The organism is Streptomyces dioscori, assembly GCF_003024195.1.
Classification (GTDB): Bacteria; Actinomycetota; Actinomycetes; order Streptomycetales; family Streptomycetaceae; genus Streptomyces; species Streptomyces dioscori.
The window spans coordinates 63,035-83,207 of record NZ_KZ679061.1; the positions used below are offsets into that span (position 1 = coordinate 63,035).

General features: G+C 71.1%; 14 protein-coding genes. 2 read left to right on the forward strand and 12 right to left on the reverse strand.

Features of this window, described 5'->3' with window-relative positions; translation table 11 throughout:
- Positions 1-14: 14 nt before the first annotated feature.
- From C6Y14_RS40630 to C6Y14_RS40675, 9 genes are all read right to left on the reverse strand, one after another.
- Entirely contained in the window at positions 15-3,038 is a 3,024-nt protein-coding gene (locus tag C6Y14_RS40630; protein ID WP_107021956.1) for a glycoside hydrolase family 3 protein, read from the reverse strand.
- Positions 3,039-3,356: 318 nt separating this feature from the next.
- Positions 3,357-4,961, reverse strand: coding sequence for a citramalate synthase (cimA, locus tag C6Y14_RS40635; RefSeq protein WP_107021957.1), 1,605 nt, complete (start codon positions 4,959-4,961; stop codon positions 3,357-3,359).
- 330 nt (positions 4,962-5,291) lie between these two features.
- Entirely contained in the window at positions 5,292-6,521 is a 1,230-nt protein-coding gene (locus C6Y14_RS40645; protein WP_107021958.1) for a TolB-like translocation protein, read from the reverse strand.
- A 109-nt stretch (positions 6,522-6,630) separates the two neighbouring features.
- Positions 6,631-7,200 carry a TetR/AcrR family transcriptional regulator gene (locus C6Y14_RS40650; protein ID WP_107021976.1) on the reverse strand — a complete coding sequence of 190 codons (570 nt, stop codon included), beginning with the start codon at positions 7,198-7,200 and terminating at the stop codon, positions 6,631-6,633.
- Between the two features lie 53 nt (positions 7,201-7,253).
- On the reverse strand, positions 7,254-8,351 hold the full coding sequence (locus C6Y14_RS40655; protein ID WP_107021959.1) for an agmatine deiminase family protein: 1,098 nt from the start codon (positions 8,349-8,351) through the stop codon (positions 7,254-7,256).
- A 10-nt stretch (positions 8,352-8,361) separates the two neighbouring features.
- The gene (locus tag C6Y14_RS40660; protein ID WP_107021960.1) at positions 8,362-10,044 is read right to left on the reverse strand and encodes an urease subunit alpha; all 1,683 of its coding nucleotides are present in this window, start codon (positions 10,042-10,044) and stop codon (positions 8,362-8,364) included.
- The gene (ureA, locus tag C6Y14_RS40665; protein WP_107021961.1) at positions 10,041-10,739 is read right to left on the reverse strand and encodes an urease subunit gamma; all 699 of its coding nucleotides are present in this window, start codon (positions 10,737-10,739) and stop codon (positions 10,041-10,043) included. The genes C6Y14_RS40660 and ureA overlap by 4 nt, the downstream gene beginning before the upstream one ends.
- A 377-nt stretch (positions 10,740-11,116) precedes the next feature.
- Entirely contained in the window at positions 11,117-12,205 is a 1,089-nt protein-coding gene (locus tag C6Y14_RS40670; RefSeq protein WP_107021962.1) for a branched-chain amino acid aminotransferase, read from the reverse strand.
- Positions 12,206-12,494: 289 nt separating this feature from the next.
- Positions 12,495-13,535, reverse strand: coding sequence for a 3-isopropylmalate dehydrogenase (locus C6Y14_RS40675; protein ID WP_107021963.1), 1,041 nt, complete (start codon positions 13,533-13,535; stop codon positions 12,495-12,497).
- Between the two features lie 175 nt (positions 13,536-13,710).
- Between C6Y14_RS40675 and C6Y14_RS40680 the strand changes: the two genes are divergently transcribed.
- Positions 13,711-15,327 (forward strand): purple acid phosphatase family protein, encoded by a 1,617-nt coding sequence (locus tag C6Y14_RS40680; protein ID WP_225891527.1) that lies wholly within the window; start codon positions 13,711-13,713, stop codon positions 15,325-15,327.
- A gap of 72 nt (positions 15,328-15,399) precedes the next feature.
- Here C6Y14_RS40680 and C6Y14_RS45645 read toward each other — a convergent pair whose 3' ends face one another.
- The 3 genes from C6Y14_RS45645 to C6Y14_RS40695 form a co-directional block, all read right to left on the reverse strand.
- Positions 15,400-15,528, reverse strand: coding sequence for a hypothetical protein (locus C6Y14_RS45645; RefSeq protein ID WP_107021965.1), 129 nt, complete (start codon positions 15,526-15,528; stop codon positions 15,400-15,402).
- 484 nt (positions 15,529-16,012) lie between these two features.
- Positions 16,013-17,653 carry an L-glutamate gamma-semialdehyde dehydrogenase gene (gene pruA, locus C6Y14_RS40690; RefSeq protein WP_107021966.1) on the reverse strand — a complete coding sequence of 547 codons (1,641 nt, stop codon included), beginning with the start codon at positions 17,651-17,653 and terminating at the stop codon, positions 16,013-16,015.
- Between the two features lie 106 nt (positions 17,654-17,759).
- A complete protein-coding gene (locus C6Y14_RS40695; RefSeq protein ID WP_107021967.1) occupies positions 17,760-18,686 on the reverse strand; it encodes a proline dehydrogenase family protein in 927 nt (308 codons plus the stop codon).
- A gap of 150 nt (positions 18,687-18,836) precedes the next feature.
- Here C6Y14_RS40695 and C6Y14_RS40700 point away from each other — a divergent pair, with 150 nt between their 5' ends.
- On the forward strand, positions 18,837-20,162 hold the full coding sequence (locus tag C6Y14_RS40700) for a PucR family transcriptional regulator (protein ID WP_107021968.1): 1,326 nt from the start codon (positions 18,837-18,839) through the stop codon (positions 20,160-20,162).
- Positions 20,163-20,173 lie beyond the last annotated feature (11 nt).

Consider the following 20,173-nt stretch of genomic DNA (forward strand, 5'->3'; position numbering starts at 1 on the left):
GCCGTCAGGCCGAGTCAGGCCGCCGCATACGCAGCCGCAAGCTTCGCCACAGCCTGTGCGTACTTCCCGGTCAGCAACAGATGATCCGCATCAGCGAACGGCTTGGCCACAGCCGAGGTGATCCCCTGCCCGACCTTCTGCTGGACGAGCAGCCGCGCCTTGCCGACAACCGCCCGTCCCGCCTCCTCGGCCCCGGCGCGCTCGGCGAGCGAGGCCGCGACGGCGAGCGCCTTCAACGTGGCCGCGCCACCCGCCGGCACCTTCGTGAGCGTCGTCAGCCCCCACCCGTACGGGAACTGCGGGTCGTACGCCGGGTCGCCGACGTTGATCGGCAACTGCGCCTCGGACTTCGGCCAGGTCACGGGCAGCTGCCCGCTGAACGCGCGCTTCCCGTACAGCACGTCCGCGACCCCGTCGCCCTCCGTGCCCGGCAGCCAGGACGCGACGAGCGCGTCGATGTCACCGAGCTGGTCGCCGATGAGCTGCGGCCGGCCGGAGACGACGAGCACCGCGCACTTCATGGCGGCGCACACCGTGTCGACGGCGGCCTTGTCCGCCGCGGACAGCGCCAGGTCGTTGCCGTTGCCGACGTCACCGACGCCCTCCGCGTACGGGGTCTCGCCGACGACCACGACACCCACGTCACTGCCGGCGGTCGGGGCCGAGGCGTCCTTGGAGTAGGTGACCGAGCTGCCACCGGCCTTCCGGATGCCCTCCAGGATGGTCGTCCCGTCGGTGATGTCCCCGGACGAGCCCTGCCAGGTGATGGTCCAGCCACCGGTCTGGTTGCCGATGTCGTCGGCGTTGGACCCGGCTACGTACACCTTCTGGGACTTCTTCAGCGGCAGCACACCGCCCGCGTTCTTCAGCAGGACCTGCGACTCGGCGGCGGCCTCGCGGGCCACGGCCCGGTGCTTGGCGGAGCCGATCGCCGAGGCGCCGCTCGTGTCGGCGTACGGCTTCTCGAAGAGGCCCAGCTTGAACTTCTGCGTGAGGATGCGTGACACGGCGTCGTCGATCCGCTTCTCGCTCACGCGCCCGGCCCGCACCTCGTCGAGGAGCGTGGCGTGGAAGTCCTTGTACGCGTACGGGACCATGATCATGTCGAGGCCGGCGTTGATCGACGTACGGACGTCGCTCGCGTAGTCGCCGGGGATCTGGTCGATGGCCTGCCAGTCGCTGATCACGAAGCCGTCGAAGCCCATGCGGTCCTTGAGGACTCCGTTGAGCATGTCGGCGCGGGCGTGCATCTTCACCGCGCCCTTGCCGTCACCGAGGATGTCCAGCGAGGAGTACGACGGCATGAACGTGCCGACGCCCCGGTCCACCGCGTCCTGGTAGGGGGCCAGATGGACGGCCTCCAGCTCCTGCCGGGTGACCTTGGTGACGCCCTGGTCGATCGTGTACGAGCCGGTCGTGGACGAGCCGAACTCGGTGCCGCCGTCGCCGACGAAGTGCTTGGCGGTGGCGAGGACCTTGTCGTTGCGCTTCAAGTCCTTGCCGCTGGCGGCCCCTTGCAGGCCCTGGATGACGGTCTCCATGGACTCGACGAGGGCCGGGTCCTCACCGAACGACTCGTACGTACGGCCCCAGCGTTCGTCGCGCGCCACGCACAGGCAGGGCGCGAAGTCCCACGGGATACCGGTGGCGCGGACCTCGGCGGCGGTCACCTTGCCCGCGTCGTGGGCGACTTGGGGATCGCGCGTGGCGCCGATGCCGATGTTGTGCGGCAGGATCGTGGCGCCGACGAGGTTGTTGTGACCGTGCACGGCGTCCACGCCGTAGATGAGCGGGATCTGGAACCGGGTCGCCTGCGCCCGGAGCTGGAAGCCGTCGATCATCTTCGCCCAGGCCTCGGGCGTGTTCGGCGTCGGCGTGGAACCGCCGCCGGAGAGCAGCGAGCCCAGGTCGTACGCGGCGATGTCGCCCGGCGCGGTCAGCGCGCCCCGCTCGGCCTGGGTCATCTGGCCGGCCTTCTCCGCGAGGGACAGCCGGGACAGCAGGTCGGCGACCCGCTTCTTCACCGGCAACTTCGCGTCCAGGTACGGGAGTCCGTGGGCGTCGATCACGACCTGCGGGTTCTCGGCGGGCGCCTTGGCGCCGGTGACCGTCAGCTTCAGCGGGACGGTCTCGGCGTTCTCGCCCGCCTTGTCGCGCAGGGGCGCCACGCTGACCGTCCGCGAGGTTCCCGAGGCCGTACCGGCCGGGAAGGTCAGCTCGCCGCTGACCGGGGTGTAGTCCTTGCCGGACTCGCCGGTGCCGCCGGCCGTCTCGTACGCGACGGTGACCGGCTCCTCGATCGGGGCGGAGCCGGTGGTGGCGACCGTGATCTTCACGGCGGCCGGGCGGCCCTCCTTCACCGGGTACACGGCCGCGTCCGTGACGACGTTCGCGCGCAGGGCCTGGTCGGCCTTGCCGTACAACTCGACACCGTCCATGGCGAACCGGTCCTGGACGCCGACGGGGAGCGTGAGCGCGTAGCCCCACATCTCGGTGAGGCCGAGGATCTGGTCGATGCCGCCGACGGGCTGGTAGTCCGTGCGGTAGGTGAAGTCGGTGAACGGGAACTCCAGCTGCTTCCAGCCGGTGAAGTCGTCGGTGAAGGAGGTCGTCCACAGCTCGGAGGCCTCGCCGTTGGCGCCGCCGTCCTTCAGCTCGAAGTTGACCTTCTTGCCGTTGTTCCGGCCGTCCCACCAGAAGCGGATGCCCTTGCTCGCCGACCAGTCGTGGGCCGGCTCCGCGAAGGCGAAGTCGTGGGTGAAGCCTCCGTAGCCGCTGATGTCGTACGTGCCCGCCAGGACCTTGTCGCCCTGCGGTGCGTCGTCGCGGGCGGCGAGCTCCAGCGTGGGCGGGTCGTCGGCGTCGCTGCCCCAGGTGAAGATGCCCTCAGCGGGCGGGTTCGCGAACGGGATCTCGCCCTCGAAGTTGTCTACGGGGACCGGGGCGGGATCGTCCGCTCCGGCGGCGGAGGCGGCCGTGGCGAACGGCAGCAGTCCGGTCAGCAGGGCGGCGGAGACGAGCAGGGCGGTTCTTCGCATGGACCTTCCCTCGGCTCAGGCTTTGACGGGGGTGACCTCGCGGGGCTTAAATCACGCCGTGAGTTAACTGACGCCCCGCAAGGGCGTCAACCCTTCGCGCCGAATCCGTGGGCAAGGGTTTTCCGCCCCCGCCGCCCCTACCCGTTCCCGTCAACGACTCGGGGGCCAGCCCCCGAACCCCCGGTCCTCAAACGCCGGACGGGCTGAAAGATGCCTTTCAGCCCGTCCGGCGTTTGAGGACAAAGGGGGGCGAGGGGGCGCAGCCCCCATGCAGTGACGGGAAGGGTAGGGGCGGCGGGGGCGAGAGAAGCGTGTCGGCTACGCCGGGGGTTCGACGCCCGCGCGCAGCAAGCCGTACGTGTACGCGTCCTCCAGCGCCTGCCACGACGCCGCGATCACGTTCTTCGCGACGCCCACCGTCGACCACTCCCCCGCACCGTCCGACGTGGAGATGAGGACGCGTGTCGTGGACTCCGTGCCGTGCTTGCCCTCCAGGATGCGGACCTTGTAGTCGACCAGTTCCAGGTTGGCGAGCTGGGGGTACAGGGTCTCCAGGGCCACCCGCAGCGCCCGGTCGAGCGCGTTGACCGGCCCGTTCCCCTCCGCCGTGGCGACGATCCGCTCGCCCTTGGCGAAGAGCTTCACCGTCGCCTCGTTGGCGTGGCTGCCGTCGGGGCGGTCCTCGACGATGGCACGCCAGGACTCGACGTCGAAGTACGTGCGGGCCTTGCCCTCGGCCTCCTCGCGCAGGAGGAGTTCGAAGGACGCGTCGGCGGCTTCGTACGTGTAGCCCTGCAGTTCACGCTCCTTGACCCGGCTCACGACCCGCCCGATCAGCTCGCGGTCGCCGCCGAGGTCGACGCCCAGCTCCTTGCCCTTGAGCTCGATGGAGGCGCGGCCCGCCATGTCGGAGACGAGCATCCGCATGGTGTTGCCGACCAGTTCGGGGTCGATGTGCTGGTACAGGTCCGGGTCGACCTTGATGGCGGAGGCGTGCAGGCCCGCCTTGTGGGCGAAGGCCGAGACACCGACGTACGGCTGGTGCGTGGACGGGGTGAGGTTCACGACCTCGGCGATCGCGTGCGAGATGCGGGTCATCTCGGACAGCGCACCTTCGGGGAGGACCTTCTTGCCGTACTTCAGCTCCAGGGCCGCGACGACCGGGAAGAGGTTGGAGTTGCCGACGCGCTCGCCGTAGCCGTTCGCCGTGCACTGGACGTGGGTCGCGCCCGCGTCGACCGCGGCGAGGGTGTTGGCGACGGCGCAGCCCGTGTCGTCCTGGGCGTGGATGCCGAGGCGTGCCCCGGTGTCGGCGAGGACGGTGGCGACGACGGCCTGGACCTGCGCGGGCAGCATGCCGCCGTTGGTGTCGCACAGGACGACGACGTCGGCGCCGGCTTCCGCGGCGGCCCGGACGACGGCTTTCGCGTAACTCGGGTTCGCCCGGTAGCCGTCGAAGAAGTGCTCGCAGTCGACGAAGACGCGGCGGCCTTCGGAACGCAGGTGGGAGACGGTGTCGCGGACCATCTCCAGGTTCTCTTCGAGGGTGGTGCGCAGCGCCAGTTCGACATGCCGGTCGTGGGACTTGGCGACAAGTGTGACGACGGGGGCGCCGGACTCGACGAGTGCCCTGACCTGCGGGTCCTCGCTCGCTTTGCCGCCTGCCCGGCGGGTGGCGCCGAAGGCGACGAGCTGGGCGTGCTTGAAGTCGATCTCCTGCTGGGCACGGGCGAAGAACTCGGTGTCGCGCGGGTTCGCACCCGGCCACCCGCCCTCGATGAAGCCCACGCCGAAGTCGTCCAGGTGCCGTGCGATGGCCAGCTTGTCCGCGACGGTGAGGTTGATGCCCTCACGCTGCGCGCCGTCGCGCAGGGTGGTGTCGAAGACGTGGAACGAATCGTCGAGCTCGCTGGTTTCGGTCATGGTTCAAGGCTCCTGAGGATCAGATCTCGGTCGGTACCGGAATGACCGGCTCCGCCGTCCCCACATGGTCCCTCGCGCTCTCGCCTCCGGCTGAGGGTGGGCCAGAAAAGCGAAAAACCCCTCGCGGGTGCGAGAGGTCTGCGCGCGGGTCGAGACGACGGTGTCCACCCGTACCTGGTCGTACGTGGTGGTCACTGCGGACCGGCGCGCCTGCTGCCAATAATCATGGCGAACGAGAGCACGGAGGCAGTCTGGCACAGACCTCCTCCGTGCTCACCGTCCGTCTCAGGATGCGAGCACTCGGTTGATCACCGCTGGATCATCGGTGAGTCACCGCAGGTGGCGGACGAACACGTCGGTGCCTTCGTTCGTGTCGCCGGCCGGGATCAGCCCGGGGTCGGCGGACCGGAACGCAATGCGGCGGGCGCCCTCGGCGATCCCGCCCGGCAGGACGTCGGCGGTGGCCGTGCCGCCGGTGGTGTCGGGCGTGACCAGGACGGTGGTGCCCTTCCTCAGGTCCCGCCGGTAGACGGGCCACTCCTTGCCGTACTGCGCGCCCGCCTCCGTCACCTCCGTCATGAACGTGACGTACCGCCCGTCGGGGCTCACCGCGGGGTTACGGGTGTAGGCCTCGCCGGGGCCGCCCTGGGTGCCGTGGATACGCCGGTTGGTGCCGGTGGTGAGGTCGTGCACGAACACGTTCCAGGCACCGTCGGTGTCGTCCGGCACCAGGTGCGTGTCCCGGGACTCGAAGACGACCGTGCGGCCGTCGCCGCTGAGGGACGGGCGCAGCGACTCCTTCTCGGTGGCCGAGCCGTCGTGGGAGCGGTCGGCCTGAACACGCTCGCCGGTGCGGCGGTCGTACACCCAGACGTCCCCCCAGTCGTCGCCGCGCGGGCCGTTGGCGTAGGTGTACTGGTAGGCGACGCGGCGGCCGTCGTCGCCGACCGTCGGCTCGAAGGCGTTGCGCGGCTCCCAGGTCGGCCGGGGATGGCTGATCCGCTCGGTGGTGCCTGCGGTCCGGTCGCGCAGGAAGACGACGGAGCCCTCGCCGGTCTCGTAGAGCGTGTAGACCGCGTAGCGGCCGTTCGGGCTGACGGAGACCCCGCCGGGCGGCCCGCTGAAGCCCTCGGGGATCTCGATGCCGAACTTCTCCTGCCGGCCCGTGCCCAGGTCGACGAGCAACACGTCGTCGGACGCGGAGTACGCGAGCCAGCCGTTGTCGAGGGCCGCCACCACGTCGCCGAAGCCCGCGAAGCGGGTCCTGTCGGTGCGCAGGTCGCGCAGGTACATGCCCCCGTGCGCGATGTCCGGGTCCAGGTCCCCGGCGTCCGAGGTGAAGGCGACGTAACGGCCGTTGCGGCTGATGACGGCGTCGTCCGAGGCGCCGTTGCCCGCTTCTCCGTCAGGTGTGACGCTGACCGGCTCGGTGTGCGGGGCGGCGTGCGGGGCTCCGGGCGCGGCGGTCGCCGCGGTGCCCGTCAGAGCCGTCGCGGTCAGCGCGGCGGCGACGAGAGCTGTGGCGAGCGTGGTGCGCGTGGTGCGCGTGGTGGCGTACAAAAGCTTTCCCCCTGTGGTGATCCTGCGGTGACGCGGTCGGTCCGTGTGATGCAAACGCACCGCCAGGCAGGGGTCAATCCGTCATATCGCGTACAACCCGGACGTACGTTCAAGCGTCCGGGGGCGCCTTCGAGGGCGCCTGCGGGCGCAGCGCCTCGTCCAGGAACTCGCGTACGTGGCCGAGAACCTGCCCCCGGTCCGTCCCCCGCAGACCGATCGCCACATGGATGGAGAAGCCGTCGAGGAGGGCCCGCAGGCGGGTGGCGAGGCGGTCGGGGTCGACCGGCCGGAACTCTCCGCGCGAGACGCCCTCCGCGATCAGTGCCACCAGGTCACGGTGCCAGGCCCCCTCGATCGCGGCCTGGCGGTCGCGGGCGTCGTCGTCGGCGTTCTGCGAGCGGTTCCAGACCTCAAGCCACAGGGTCCAGTGCGGATCGCGGTGGCCCTCGGGCACGTACAGGTCGACGTACGCGTCGAGGCGTTCGCGCGCCGGGGCCGCCCGGGTGAGGAGCAGGCCCCGCTCGGTGCCGAGGAGGCCCTCGCTCCATTCGAGGGCGCGCAGCAGCAGCTCGTCCTTGGAGCGGAAGTAGTAGAGGAGATGGCCGCTGCTCATCCCGACCTCGCCGCCGAGCGCCGCCATGGTGAGCTTCTCCAGACCGCGCTCGGCGATCATGCCCATGGCCGCGGCGAGGACGTCCTCGCGGGGCGGCGCGGTGTTGCGCCGGCGGGTGGTCACCGTGCCTCCGCGTGGTCGGCCTTCGGCTGCTGCTGGGTGATGCAGTGGATGCCGCCGCCGCCCGCGAAGATCGCGCGTGCGTCCACCAGGGTCACCGTCCGCTCGGGGAACAGGCGCCGGAAGATCCCGGCCGCGGTCTCGTCGCGCGGGTCGTCGAAGCCGCAGAGGACGACTCCGCCGTTGCAGAGGTAGTGGTTGATGTACGAGTAGTCGGCCCAGTGGCCGTCGGCCTCCAGGACGGTCGGGGCGGGCACCTCGACGACCTCGATGGGCCGGCCGCGCGCGTCGGTGGCGGACCGCAGCAGCCCGGCGATCTCCTTCGACACCTCGTGGTCGGGGTGGGCCGGGTCGGGCTGGGAGTGCGCGACGACGACTCCGGGGCGGGCGAAGGCGGCGACGATGTCGACGTGGCCGAGGGTGCCGAAGCTGTCGGGGGCCCCGCGGTCCCCTTCGCCGGGCGGGGCCGGGTAGTCGCCGGTCAGGCCGCGGGGCAGCCAGATCGCCTTGCGGGTGCCGAGCATGCCGTGGATCTCGGCCTCGACCTCCTCGCGGCTCCAGCCGGGGTTGCGCTCGGGCCCGAGCTGCACGGTCTCGGTGAGCAGCACCGTGCCCTCGCCGTCGACATGGATCGCGCCGCCCTCGTTGACGAGCGCCGAGGCGTACGTACGGGCTCCGGCGAGGTCAGCCACGTACGCCCCGATCGTGGCGTCGTGCTCCCAGCGGGCCCAGGACTGGGCGCCCCAGCCGTTGAACGTCCAGTCCACGGCGGCGAGTTCGGGCGCGCCGCCCCGGCTGCCGACGAGGAAGGTGGGTCCGATGTCCCGCATCCAGGCGTCGTCGAGGTCGTGCTCGACGGTGTCGATGCCGGGGCCCAGCAGCGCGCGGGCCCCGGCGGACCGGCCGGGCCCGCACACGACCGTGACCGGTTCGAAGCGGCGTACCGCGCGGGCCACCGCCGCCCAGGCCGCGCACGCCTCTGCGAGGTCGGCGGGGTCGTCGAAGGTGGAGTTCGGGCCCGGCCACGCCATCCAGGTGCGCTCGTGCGGGACCCACTCGGCGGGCATGCGGAAGCCGTCGGCGGCAGCGGTCGTCATCGAGTGATCCTCAGAGGAAGTACAGGCGGTTGAGTGACACGGACTCGGCCGGCTCCGAGCGCAGGGGGTCGCCGTCGAGCGTGACCAGGCCGGTGTCCCGGTCCACCTCGACGTCTCCCGTACGGGAGTTGAGGCGCAGGTCCGCCGGGCCGATGCCGCGGGTGCCGCGAACGGCCACCCGGCGGCGGCGGGTCGGCATGAAGTCGTTGCCCTGGTCCAGTGCCGCCTGCGCGACGAACGCCACCGAGAGGTCGGCGGGCGTGCTGCCGTACGCCCCGAACTGCGGCCCGAGCACCAGGGGTTCGCAGGTGTCGGTGGCCGCGTTCGGGTCGCCCACGACCCCGTACGCGGGGAAGCCGGACTTCAGGACGAGTTGCGGTTTCGCGCCGAAGAACTCGGGGCGCCACAGCACGATGTCGGCGAGCTTGCCGGTCTCGATGGAGCCGACCTCGTGGGCGAGGCCGTGCGCGAGGGCCGGGTTGATCGTCAGTTTGGCGAGGTAGCGCAGGACGCGCGCGTTGTCGTCGTGCGGGCCGTCGCCCTCCAGCGGCCCGAACTGGGCCTTCATCTTCCCGGCCATCGCGAAGGTCCGGCGTACGGTCTCGCCCGCGCGGCCCATGCCCTGCGCGTCCGAGGAGGTGATGCCGATGGCGCCCAGATCGTGCAGCACGTCCTCGGCGCCCATCGTCCCCGCGCGTATCCGGTCGCGGGCCATCGCCGCGTCGCCGGGCAGGTCGGGCTTGAGGTCGTGGACCGAGACGATCATCCCGTAGTGCTCGGCGACCGCGTCCCGGCCGAAGGGCAGCGTGGGATTGGTGGAGGAGCCGATGACGTTCGGTACGCCCGCCATCTTCAGGACGTTCGGTACGTGGCCGCCGCCGCAGCCCTCGATGTGGAAGGCGTGGATGGTCCGGCCGTCGAGGACGCGCAGGGTGTCCTCCACGGACAGGCACTCATTCAGGCCGTCGCTGTGCAGCGCCACCTGTACGTCGTGTTCCTCGGCGACGCGCAGCGCGGTGTCGAGGGCGCGGGTGTGGGCGCCCATGTCCTCGTGGACCTTGAAGCCGGACGCGCCGCCCTCGGCGAGGGCCTCGACGAGCGGCGCCGGGTCCGAGGACGAACCCCGGGCCAGGAAGCCGATGTTGACCGGCCAGGCGTCGAACGCGTTGAAGGCGTGCCGCAGAGCCCAGGGCGAGTTGACGCCGACGCCCCACACGGGGCCGAACTCCTGACCGATGACCGTGGTCACCCCGGAGGCGAGCGAGGCCTCCATGATGCGCGGCGACAGCAGATGCACATGGGTGTCGACGGCTCCGGCGGTGGCGATCAGGCCCTCGCCGGAGACGATGGTCGTGCCGGTGCCCACGACGACATCCACCCCGTCGAGGGTGTCAGGGTTACCGGCCCGCCCGATCGCCGCGATCCGCCCCTCCCGGATGCCGATCGACACCTTCCGGATGCCCTGCGCCACATCCAGCACGAGAACGTTGCTGATCACGACGTCACAGGTGTCCCGGACCGCCGCCGCCTTGAGGTGCAGTCCGTCGCGGGCCGTCTTGCCGAACCCGGCGAGGAACTCGTCCCCGTACTTCTGGGAATCGGACTCGACGCGCACGGTCAGCCCGGAATCGCCGAGGCGGACGCGGTCGCCGGCACGGGGGCCGTGCGTGGCGGCGTACTCGTACGGATTCACGCGTTCCCTCCCTCGGGGGCGGTCGCTCCCAGATATCCGCAGGCCGCCGCTCTACGCAGGGCCTCCGCCTTCGCGCCCGGGGCGTCGAGCGGGCCGTCCACGAGGCCCGCGAAGCCGATCGCCACACGGTCGCCGCCGATCGGCAGGAGGCCGACCTCGACGGTCTCGCCCGGGGCGAAGCGGGTGGACGCTCCGGCGGGGACGGCCAGGTGGGTGCCGTAGGCGGCGGCGCGGTCGAAGGCGAGGCGGGGGTTGGCCTCGAAGAAGTGGAAGTGGGAGGTCACCGAGACGGGGACGGTGGCGGTGTTGGTGACGGTGAGCGTGCGGGTGGGGTGGGGGTCGGTGTGCGCGGGGGCGGGCAGCAGGGCGCCCGGGCCGGCCGGCCCCGTCCCGCCGCCGATCGGGTCGGTGACGACCGCGAGGCGGGAGCCGTCGTCGAAGACGGCCTCCACGTGGATCTCGGTGACGATGTCCGCGACGCCTGGGAGCACGTCGTCCGGGACCAGTACCGATCTGGCCGCGGCGATGGCTTCCGCGAGCCGCCGTCCGTCGCGGGCCGCCTCGCAGACCGCGTCCGCGATGACGGCTGTCGCCTCGGGGACGTTCAGCTTCAGGCCGCGGGCGCGGCGGGCGCGGGCGAGTTCGGCTGCGCCGAAGAGGAGGAGGCGGTCGCGTTCGGTGGGGGTGAGTCGCATATTGAGCGCCACTCTAACGCTGGGGCCGCTGCGGAGTAGATATACCTACGGTAAAGCTTGCCTCTTTTTGAGCGACACTCTAAGTGCAGGAGCTGCGTGCGCACGGCGGGTGGACGGGTGCGGGCCCGGTGGGGGCTGGTCGCGCAGTTCCCCGCGCCCCTGAAAAGCGGGGGTGCACGCGCGGTGGGTGTGTGCGGGCCTACAGGACTGCGCAGTTCCCCGCGCCCCTAGGTACCTAGGGGCGCGGGGAACTGCGCAAAGGGGGCGAGGGGGCGCAGCCCCCATGCGTGGACGGGACCGGGTAGGGGCGGCGGGGGCGGAGCCCCCGTGCGGTGACGCGCGCGTCGGGGGGTTCGGGGGCGGAGCCCCCGTGGAGGTCAGGACACCGGGTGCATCCAGTTGTGGGGGTCCTTCGAGACGCCCCGCTGGATGTTCAGCAGCGCCTCACGCAGCTTCAGCGTGACCTCCCCCGGCCCGCCCCCACTCTGCTGCCACTCACCGGCCGCACTCTTCACCGTGCCGACGGGCGTGATGACCGCCGCGGTCCCGCACGCGAACACCTCCGTCAGCGTCCCGTTCTCCGCGTCCCGCCTCCACTGGTCGCTGGAGATCCGCGCCTCCTCGGACCCGTACCCGAGGTCGCGGGCGACGGACAGGAGCGAGTCGCGGGTGACGCCCTCCAGGATGGACCCGCTGAGCGTGGGCGTGACGATCCTGTCCCCGTACACGAAGTACAGGTTCATGCCGCCCAGTTCCTCCACCCACTTGTGCTCGACCGCGTCGAGGTAGCAGACCTGGTCGCACCCCTTGGCCGTGGCCTCCGCCTGTGCGAGCAGGGACGCGGCGTAGTTGCCGCCGGTCTTCGCGTCTCCCATCCCGCCGGGAACGGCCCGCACCCGGTCCTCGGACAGCCAGATGGAGACGGGCTTCACGCCGCCGGGGAAGTACGCGCCGGCGGGCGACGCGATGACGATGAAGAGGTACTCGTTCGCGGGCCGCACTCCGAGACCGACCTCGGTGGCGATCATGAACGGCCGCAGATAGAGCGACTCCTCGCCGCCGTGCGCCGGCACCCACGCCTTGTCCTGCTGGATCAGCGCGTCGCAGGCCTCGACGAAGGTCTCGACGGGCAGCTCGGGCATGGCCAGCCGGCGGGCGGACGACTGGAAGCGCAGGGCGTTGCGGTCCGGGCGGAACGTGGCGACCGACCCGTCGGGCTGCCGGTAGGCCTTCAGCCCTTCGAAGATCTCCTGCGCGTAGTGCAGGACGCTCGTCGCGGGGTCGAAGGAGAGCGGACCGTACGGGACGAGCTGGCCGTCGTGCCAGCCGCGGCCCTCCGTCCACTTGATCGTCACCATGTGGTCGGTGAAGTGGCGGCCGAATCCCGGGCTGGTCAGGATCGCCTCGCGCTCCGCGTCGGACAGCGGGGACGAGGAGGGCTTTAGCTCGATCGTGGGCGTCGTCATGAGTGGTTTGTCCTTCACCGGTTGTGTGTGACGGGCCGCGCTCACGCCTGTACTGCCAGTGGCCAGTGTTAGGACGTCCGAGCATGTCGTCATTTCGCGGCTCCGCGTTCGATTATCGCGCGAGATGAGCCGAAAGGGGCACCACCCCTGTCATGGACGCTGTGGAAGCCACGGCAGGGGGGCGAAACGGTGTGAATGCGGCCCAGGGATTGATGGTGACACCCGGCGGGGCATACGAAAAGCCGCCGGGTGCGGAAGCGACCCGGCGGCTTGGGGTGGTACCGGCGGGTCAGCCGGATACTCGGGCGGCGAGCGCGTCGCCGATCTCCTCGGTGGTACGGGTGGTGGTGCCGCGCTCCGCGAGGTCGGCGGAGACGGCGTCCTCGATGCGGGCGGCCTCGGTCTCGTAGCCGAGGTGGCGCAGCAGGAGGGCGACGGACAGCACGGTGGCGCTGGGGTCGGCCTTGCCCTGGCCGGCGATGTCGGGGGCCGAGCCGTGGACCGGCTCGAACATGGACGGGAACTCGCCGCTCGGGTTGATGTTGCCGGAGGCGGCGACGCCGATGCCTCCGGAGACGGCCGCGGCGAGGTCGGTGATGATGTCGCCGAAGAGGTTGTCGGTGACGATCACGTCGAAGCGCGCGGGGTCCGTGACGAGGTAGATCGTCGCGGCGTCCACGTGGATGTAGTCCGTGGTGACCTCGGGGAACTCCTCGGCCACCTTGTTGAAGGTGTTCGTCCACAGGTGGCCCGCGAAGGTCAGCACGTTGTTCTTGTGGACCAGCGTGAGCTTCTTGCGGGGGCGGGCCTGGGCGCGGGCGAAGGCGTCGCGCACGACGCGCTCGACACCGAAGGCCGTGTTCACGGAGACCTCGGTGGCGACCTCGTGCGGGGTGCCCTTGCGGATCGTGCCGCCGTTGCCGGTGTACGGGCCCTCGGTGCCCTCGCGGACGACGACGAAGTCGATCTCCGGCTGGCCCGCGAGCGGGGTGGCGACACCCGGCAGGAGCTTCGACGGACGCAGGTTGACGTGGTGGTCGAAGGCGAAGCGGAGCTTCAGCAGGAAGCCGCGCTCCAGGACGCCGGACGGGACCGACGGGTCGCCGATCGCGCCGAGCAGGATGGCGTCGTGCTGCTTCAGGGCTTCGAGGTCGGCGTCGGTGAGGGTCTCACCGGTGGCGCGGTAGCGCCGGGCGCCGAAGTCGAACTCCTTGGTCTCCAGCTTCACATCCTGCGGGAGGACGGCGGAGAGGACCTTCAGGCCTTGGGCCACGACTTCCTGGCCGATGCCGTCACCGGGGATCACTGCGAGATCGATGCTGCGAGACATGTCGGCACCCTACTCCCCGTCCCACGGGATGACATGGGCCGTCCGTCATGCGGACAGAGGGGGGCTGGAGCCGGGCTGCAGGAAGGTGTCCGGGGCGGGGCCGCGCATCAACCCGTCAGCCCCCGTTCACCTGTACGTATGGCGAATGTCGGCCCGCGATGGGAAGTTCACCAGCATGACCGTGCCTCCCATGGGGACACCCCCAGGACCCCCCGTCCCCGACGTCGGCATTCCGCCGCGGCTCGCACGCCGGATGAGCATGGCGGAGCAGTACGAGTACCTGCGGACGAAGTTCACCCGCCGCCGCGCCCTGGTGAGCGCGGGCGCGGTGGCCGGCGGACTGCTGGCAGGCTGCTCCGGCTCGGGGTCCGGGACGGGCACGGCGACCCGCTCCCCCTCCCCTCTGTCCGCCGGCTCCACCCCCACCGAAAAGGTGGACGGCGCGGTCGTGACCCCCTTCGGCCGTCATCTCGCCTTCGGCGCCGACCCGAAGACCCAGATGCGGATCTCCTGGCAGGTGCCGCTCACGGTCAGGAAGCCGTACGTGCGGGTGGGGCTGAAGCCCTGGGAGCTGAGCCGGAGGATCGAGGCCGAGGTGCGTGACCTGCACACCCCGGGGCTGGAAGGCGTACGGCTCGCCCTCGACCAGTTCTATCTGCACGCGGCGCTGGACGGTCTGCGGCCCGGGACGACGTACTACTACGGCGTCGGGCACGAGGGGTTCGACCCGGCGTCCAAGGAACGGCACTCCACGGTCGGCTCGTTCACCACGGCGCCCGCCCGTGCGGAGAAGTTCGTGTTCACGGCCTTCGGCGACCAGGGCGTCACCCCGGACGCGCTCGCCAACGACAAGCTGATCCTCGGCCGCGAGCCCGCCTTCCATCTGCACGCGGGCGACATCTGCTACGCGGACGTGACCGGCCACGGCAAGGAGTCGGACATCTACGACCCCACCGCCTGGGACCTGTTCCTCAAGCAGACGGAGACGGTCGCGAGGACGGTCCCGTGGATGGTGACGACCGGCAACCACGACATGGAGGCCTGGTACTCGCCGAACGGCTACGGCGGACAGTCGGCGCGCTTCTCGCTCCCGGAGAACGGCTTCGACGCCAAGAACTCCCCGGGCGTCTACTCGTTCACGTACGGCAACGTCGGGATCGTGGCACTGGACGCGAACGACGTGTCGTACGAGATCCCCGCCAACAAGGGCTATTCGGAGGGCCGGCAGACGGCCTGGCTCGACCGGCGGCTCAAGGAACTGCGCGAGGACGAGGGGATCGACTTCGTCGTGGTCTTCTTCCACCACTGCGCCTACTCGACGTCGACCCACGCCTCGGACGGCGGTGTACGGGACGCCTGGCTGCCGCTGTTCACCAAGCACCAGGTGGATCTGGTGATCAACGGCCACAACCACGTGTACGAGCGCACCGACGCGATCAAGAACGGCGGAGTGGGCAGGCCCGTACCCATCGGCGAGTCGACGGATCCGACGCGGGACGGGATCGTGTACGTCACGGCGGGCGGCGCGGGCAAGAGCCTGTACAGCTTCCCCTCAGGGGTGAAGGACAGCTACGAGGGGAAGGTCGCCGACCGCGAGTCCGTGGACACCTACCACTGGACGAAGTCGAAGAACCAGAACCCCGACACCGTGGAGTGGTCGCGGGTGCGGTACACCGGCTACTCCTTCCTCTCCGTGGAGGCGGAGGCGGGACCGGCTCCCCGGCTCACGGTGTCGGCGCTCGCCGAGAGCGGGAAGCGCATCGACCACTTCGAGGTGCGGCGCGGGGCGTGAGGCCCCGCGCCGCACGTCGAGCGGGCGCGGCTCCCGGCTTGTGCGGTGACGTCCGGGTGAGGTGGCCGGGGCTCAGTGGCCGGTCGAGCCGCCGTTGTCCCGGCGGTCGAGGGCGCGCTGGAGCGCGGCGGCGGCGTTCTTGCGGTCGGAATCGCTGGTACGGGAGACGTGACGGACTCGGCGGGCGGTCGTCTCGGCCATGATGAATCGGCTCCTTGCCTCCGGCAGCGGACGCCGGAAGGGGGGTGAGGGGGTTACGAGACGCCGGAAGGGGCGGGGAGCGGGGCCGCAGGGGTTGCCTGCCAGGGGCTCCGGCTCACGACCGCCATTCGCTGGGTCGAGCGAGACGTTCGGCTCCTTCAAAGCTAAGCGAGGACTCCGCATCTGTCTCCATAGTTAGTCGGACTTCCTACTATCTGAGACGACCGATCACTCCCCACCCCTCTGACCTGCGCCCCGTAAGGGGCACGGGAAAACGCGCCCCGTAAGGGGCGCGGGGAACTGCGCGCCCGGCCACGGCCGGCCCGCGCCCGACGAACCACCCGAACCGCCGGAGGCGCACGGCCGCCCCCGGCCCGGAGGGGTGATTCCGGGGCGGGGGCGGTTCGGTGGGGACGCCTGCCCGTGTGCGGGGGCGTCCCGGTCCGAGGGGGGCGGGATCCGGCTCAGGTACGAGCCGCGGGCCTCAGCCCATGTGCGGGTACGGGTAGTCGGTCGGGGCGACCAGCGTCTCCTTGATGGCGCGGGTCAGCGTCCAGCGCATCAGGTTCTGCGGGGCGCCCGCCTTGTCGTTCGTGCCGGACGCGCGACCGCCGCCGAAGGGCTGCTGGCCGACGACGGCGCCGGTCGACTTGTCGTTGATGTAGAAGTTGCCCGCGGCGTAGCGCAGCTTCTCCATCGTGTGCGCGGCGGCGGCGCGGTCGCCCGCGATGACCGAGCCGGTGAGCGCGTAGTCGGAGACCGACTCCATCTGGGCCAGCATCTCGTCGTAGCCCTCGGGAGAGCTGTCGTCGTAGACGTGCACGGCGAGGAACGGGCCGAAGTACTCCGTGGTGAAGACCTCGTTGGCCGGGTCGGAGCACTCGACGACGGTCGGGCGCACGAAGTAGCCCACCGAGTCGTCGTAGGTGCCGCCCGCGACGATCGTGCAGGTCGGGTCCGCGGCGGCCCGGTCGATCGCGGCCTTGTTCTTGGCGAAGGACCGCTCGTCGATGACGGCGCCGATGAAGTTCGACAGGTCGGTGACGTCACCCATGGTGATGCCGTCGATCTCGGCCGCGAACTCCTCCTTGAAGCCGGAGTTCCAGATGGAGGCCGGGATGTAGGCGCGCGAGGAGGCGCTGCACTTCTGGCCCTGGTACTCGAAGGAGCCGCGGGTCAGGGCGGTCTTCAGGACGGCGCGGTCGGCGCTCGGGTGCGCGACGACGAAGTCCTTGCCGCCGGTCTCGCCGACCATGCGCGGGTAGGTGCGGTACTTCTCGATGTTGTTGCCGACCGTCTTCCACAGGTACTGGAAGGTCTTGGTCGAGCCGGTGAAGTGCACGCCCGCGAGGTCGCGGTGCTCCAGGGCGACCCCGGAGACCTCGATGCCGTCGCCGGTGACGAGGTTGATGACGCCCTTGGGCAGGCCCGCCTCCTCCAGGAGCTGCATGAGCAGCACGGCGGCGTGGGTCTGCGTCGGGGACGGCTTCCACACGACGACGTTGCCCATGAGCGCGGGGGCGGTGGGCAGGTTGCCCGCGATGGCCGTGAAGTTGAACGGCGTGATCGCGTAGACGAAGCCTTCGAGCGGGCGGTGGTCGAGGCGGTTCCACACGCCGGGCGAGTTCGCCGGGGGCTGCTCGGCGAGCAGGTCACGGGCGTACTTGACGTTGAAGCGCCAGAAGTCGACCAGTTCGCAGGGACAGTCGATCTCCGCCTGCTGGGCCGTCTTGGACTGGCCGAGCATCGTGGAGGCGGCGAGGGTCTCGCGCCACGGGCCCGACAGGAGTTCGGCGGCGCGCAGGATGATCGCGGCGCGGTCGTCGAAGGACATCGCGCGCCAGGCGGGCGCGGCGGCGAGGGCCGCGTCGACGGCGTCCTGGGCGTCCTGCTTCGTGGCGTTGGCGTAGGTGCCGAGGCGCGCCTTGTGGTTGTGCGGCTGCACGACGTCGAAGCGCGCGCCGCCGCCCATCCGCTTCTCGCCGCCGATGGTCATCGGCAGGTCGATGGGGTTCTCGGCCAGCTCCTTGAGCTTCGCCTCCAGGCGGGCGCGCTCGGGCGTGCCGGGGGCGTAGCCGTGCACCGGCTCGTTGACGGGCGTGGGGACCTGGGTCACTGCGTCCATGGGTTCCGTACTCCTTGATGAGCGGGTGTTTCGGGGCTCGGGCCCGCGGTGGCGGCCCTCTTGCTGAGGTCCTGGGGTGCTGAAGTCCTGGAGCTCGGCGCCCGTGTCAGTCCTTGCTGAGGACGGACCGGGCGAAGAAGAGCAGGTTGGCCGGCTTCTCCGCCAGGCGCCGCATGAAGTAGCCGTACCAGTCCGTGCCGTAGGCGGTGTAGACCCGCATGCGGTGGCCCTCGGCGGCGAGCCGCAGGTGCTCTTCGCTCCTGATCCCGTACAGCATCTGGAACTCGTACTCGTCGATCTTGCGGCCGGCGCGCCGTCCCAGTTCCTGCGCGATGGAGATCAGGCGCGGGTCGTGGGAGCCGATCATCGGGTAGCCGTCGCCCTCCATGAGGATGCGCAGGACCCGTACGTACGCCTTGTCGATCTCCGGCTTCTGCAGGTACGCGACCTCGGCGGGCTCCTTGTAGGCGCCCTTCACGAGCCGTACGCGGCTGCCGTTCGCGGCGAGGCGGCGGGCGTCGGCCTCGGTGCGGAAGAGGTAGGCCTGGATGACGCAGCCGGTCTCCGGGAAGTCCTTGCGGAGTTCCTCGTGGATGGCGAACATCGAGTCGAGGGTGGTGTGGTCCTCGGCGTCGAGCGTGACGGTCGTGCCGATGGCGGCGGCGGCCTCGACGACCGGGCGGACGTTGGCCAGCGCCAGCTCGTGCCCGCCGTCCAGCGCCTGTCCGAACATGGACAGCTTGACCGACATCTCGGCGCGCGTCCCGAGGTCGAGTTCCGCGAGGCGGCCGATCAGCTCCAGGTAGGCGTCACGGGCGGCGGCGGCCTGCTCGGGGGTGGTGATGTCCTCGCCGACGACATCCATGGTCAGCTCCAGGCCCTTGGCCGTGAGGTCCTGGATGATCGGCACGATCTGGTCGACGCTCTCGCCCGGGATGAAGCGGTCGACGACCGGCCTGGTCACCGGGGCCGCCGAGACGAGACGACGCATCCGGTCGCTGCGCGAGGCGGCGAGAATCACGGGACCCAGCACGGGGCACCTCCACAGAAAGCCGGTAGACGGAGAACCACCGTGAAACCTAGGGATTCCCCCGATCGTCAGCCATCGACAGCTGTCACGCATCCGTGTCACCGATCTCAGACAGATGTATGAAGGTGGCCGGAATCGAGGCACAATGCCCAGGTGACGGCCGAATTCAAGGGTGACTATCAAGACCTGGTCGACGAGATCTCGGAGCTTCTCGGCGCCCCCGCGACGCTGGAGAACCGCGACTTCGAGCTGATCGCCTTCGGCGCGTACGACAGCGAGGGCGAGCTGGACGCCTCCGCGCTGGACCCGGTGCGCGCCCGCTCGATCCTCACGCGCCGCTCCACGGCGGCGGTCCGCACCTGGTTCGAGAGTTTCGGCATCGCGCGGGCGACCGGCCCGGTCCGGATCCCGCCGACCCCGGAGGCGGGCGTCCACCGGGGCCGCGTCTGCCTGCCGGTACGCCATCGGGGTGTCGCCCTCGGCTATGTGTGGCTCCTGGCGGACGAGCCGGGCCCCACCGACCGGCAGCTCGCGGCGGCCATGGAGGTGACCCCGCGCATCGGCGCCCTGCTCGCCGACGAGGCACAGGCGGGCGCCGACCTCAGCCGCGAACTGCGTGCCGTGCTCACCGCGGGCAGCGGCTGGCAGCGGGAGCTGGCGGTGACGGAACTTCGGACGGCCCTCGGCCCGCGCGGCGAGGGCCCGCACACCGTGCTCTGCGTGGCCGCCTGGCCCTCGGCCGACGCCGACGACGCCCCTTCCGTCCGCACGATCCCCGGCGCGACCGCGCTGTGCGCGCTCCCCTGGAACACCGACGACCAGGGCCTGGCCCTGCTGGTCCGGCTGCGCTCCCCCGAGGTCCTCACCCCGGCGACGACGGCTGCCACCCGCCTCCTGGAGAGGGCCGAGGAGGTACGGGGGTCCGGCCCGCCCGGTCGGCAGGTGCACGAGGTGACGGGCGTGAGCGGCGTGAGCGGGGCCGCGCCGGGGCGGAGCCGGATCGCGCCCCGGATCGCGCCCGGGATCGCGCCCGGAGTCACAGCTGGGGTCCCGGCTGGAGTCACGGCCGGGATCGCCGCCGGGATCGCCGCCCCCCGCACCGGTCTCGCCGACCTCCCCGCCGCCTGGCAGGAGGCCTCCGCCGCCGCCCGCGCGGCCCTGGCCGAACCCCGGCTCGGCCCGGTCGCGCACTGGTCGTCGATCGGCCCGTACCGCCTGCTGTCGTCGATGGCCCCGACCGTCGCCGACGACCCGGCGGTGCGCCCGCTGCTCACTCCCGCCCATCGCGAACTGGCCCGCACCGCCGAGGTGTTCCTCGACCGTGCGGGCCAGGCCGGCCGCGCCGCGGCGGAGCTCGGCATCCACCGCCAGACCCTCTACTACCGTCTGTCCCGCGTCGAACAGCTCACGGGCCTTGACCTGGCCGACGGCGAGGACCGGCTGCTGCTGCACATGTCACTCAAGGCGGCGCGACTGTGACGGAGGTGACG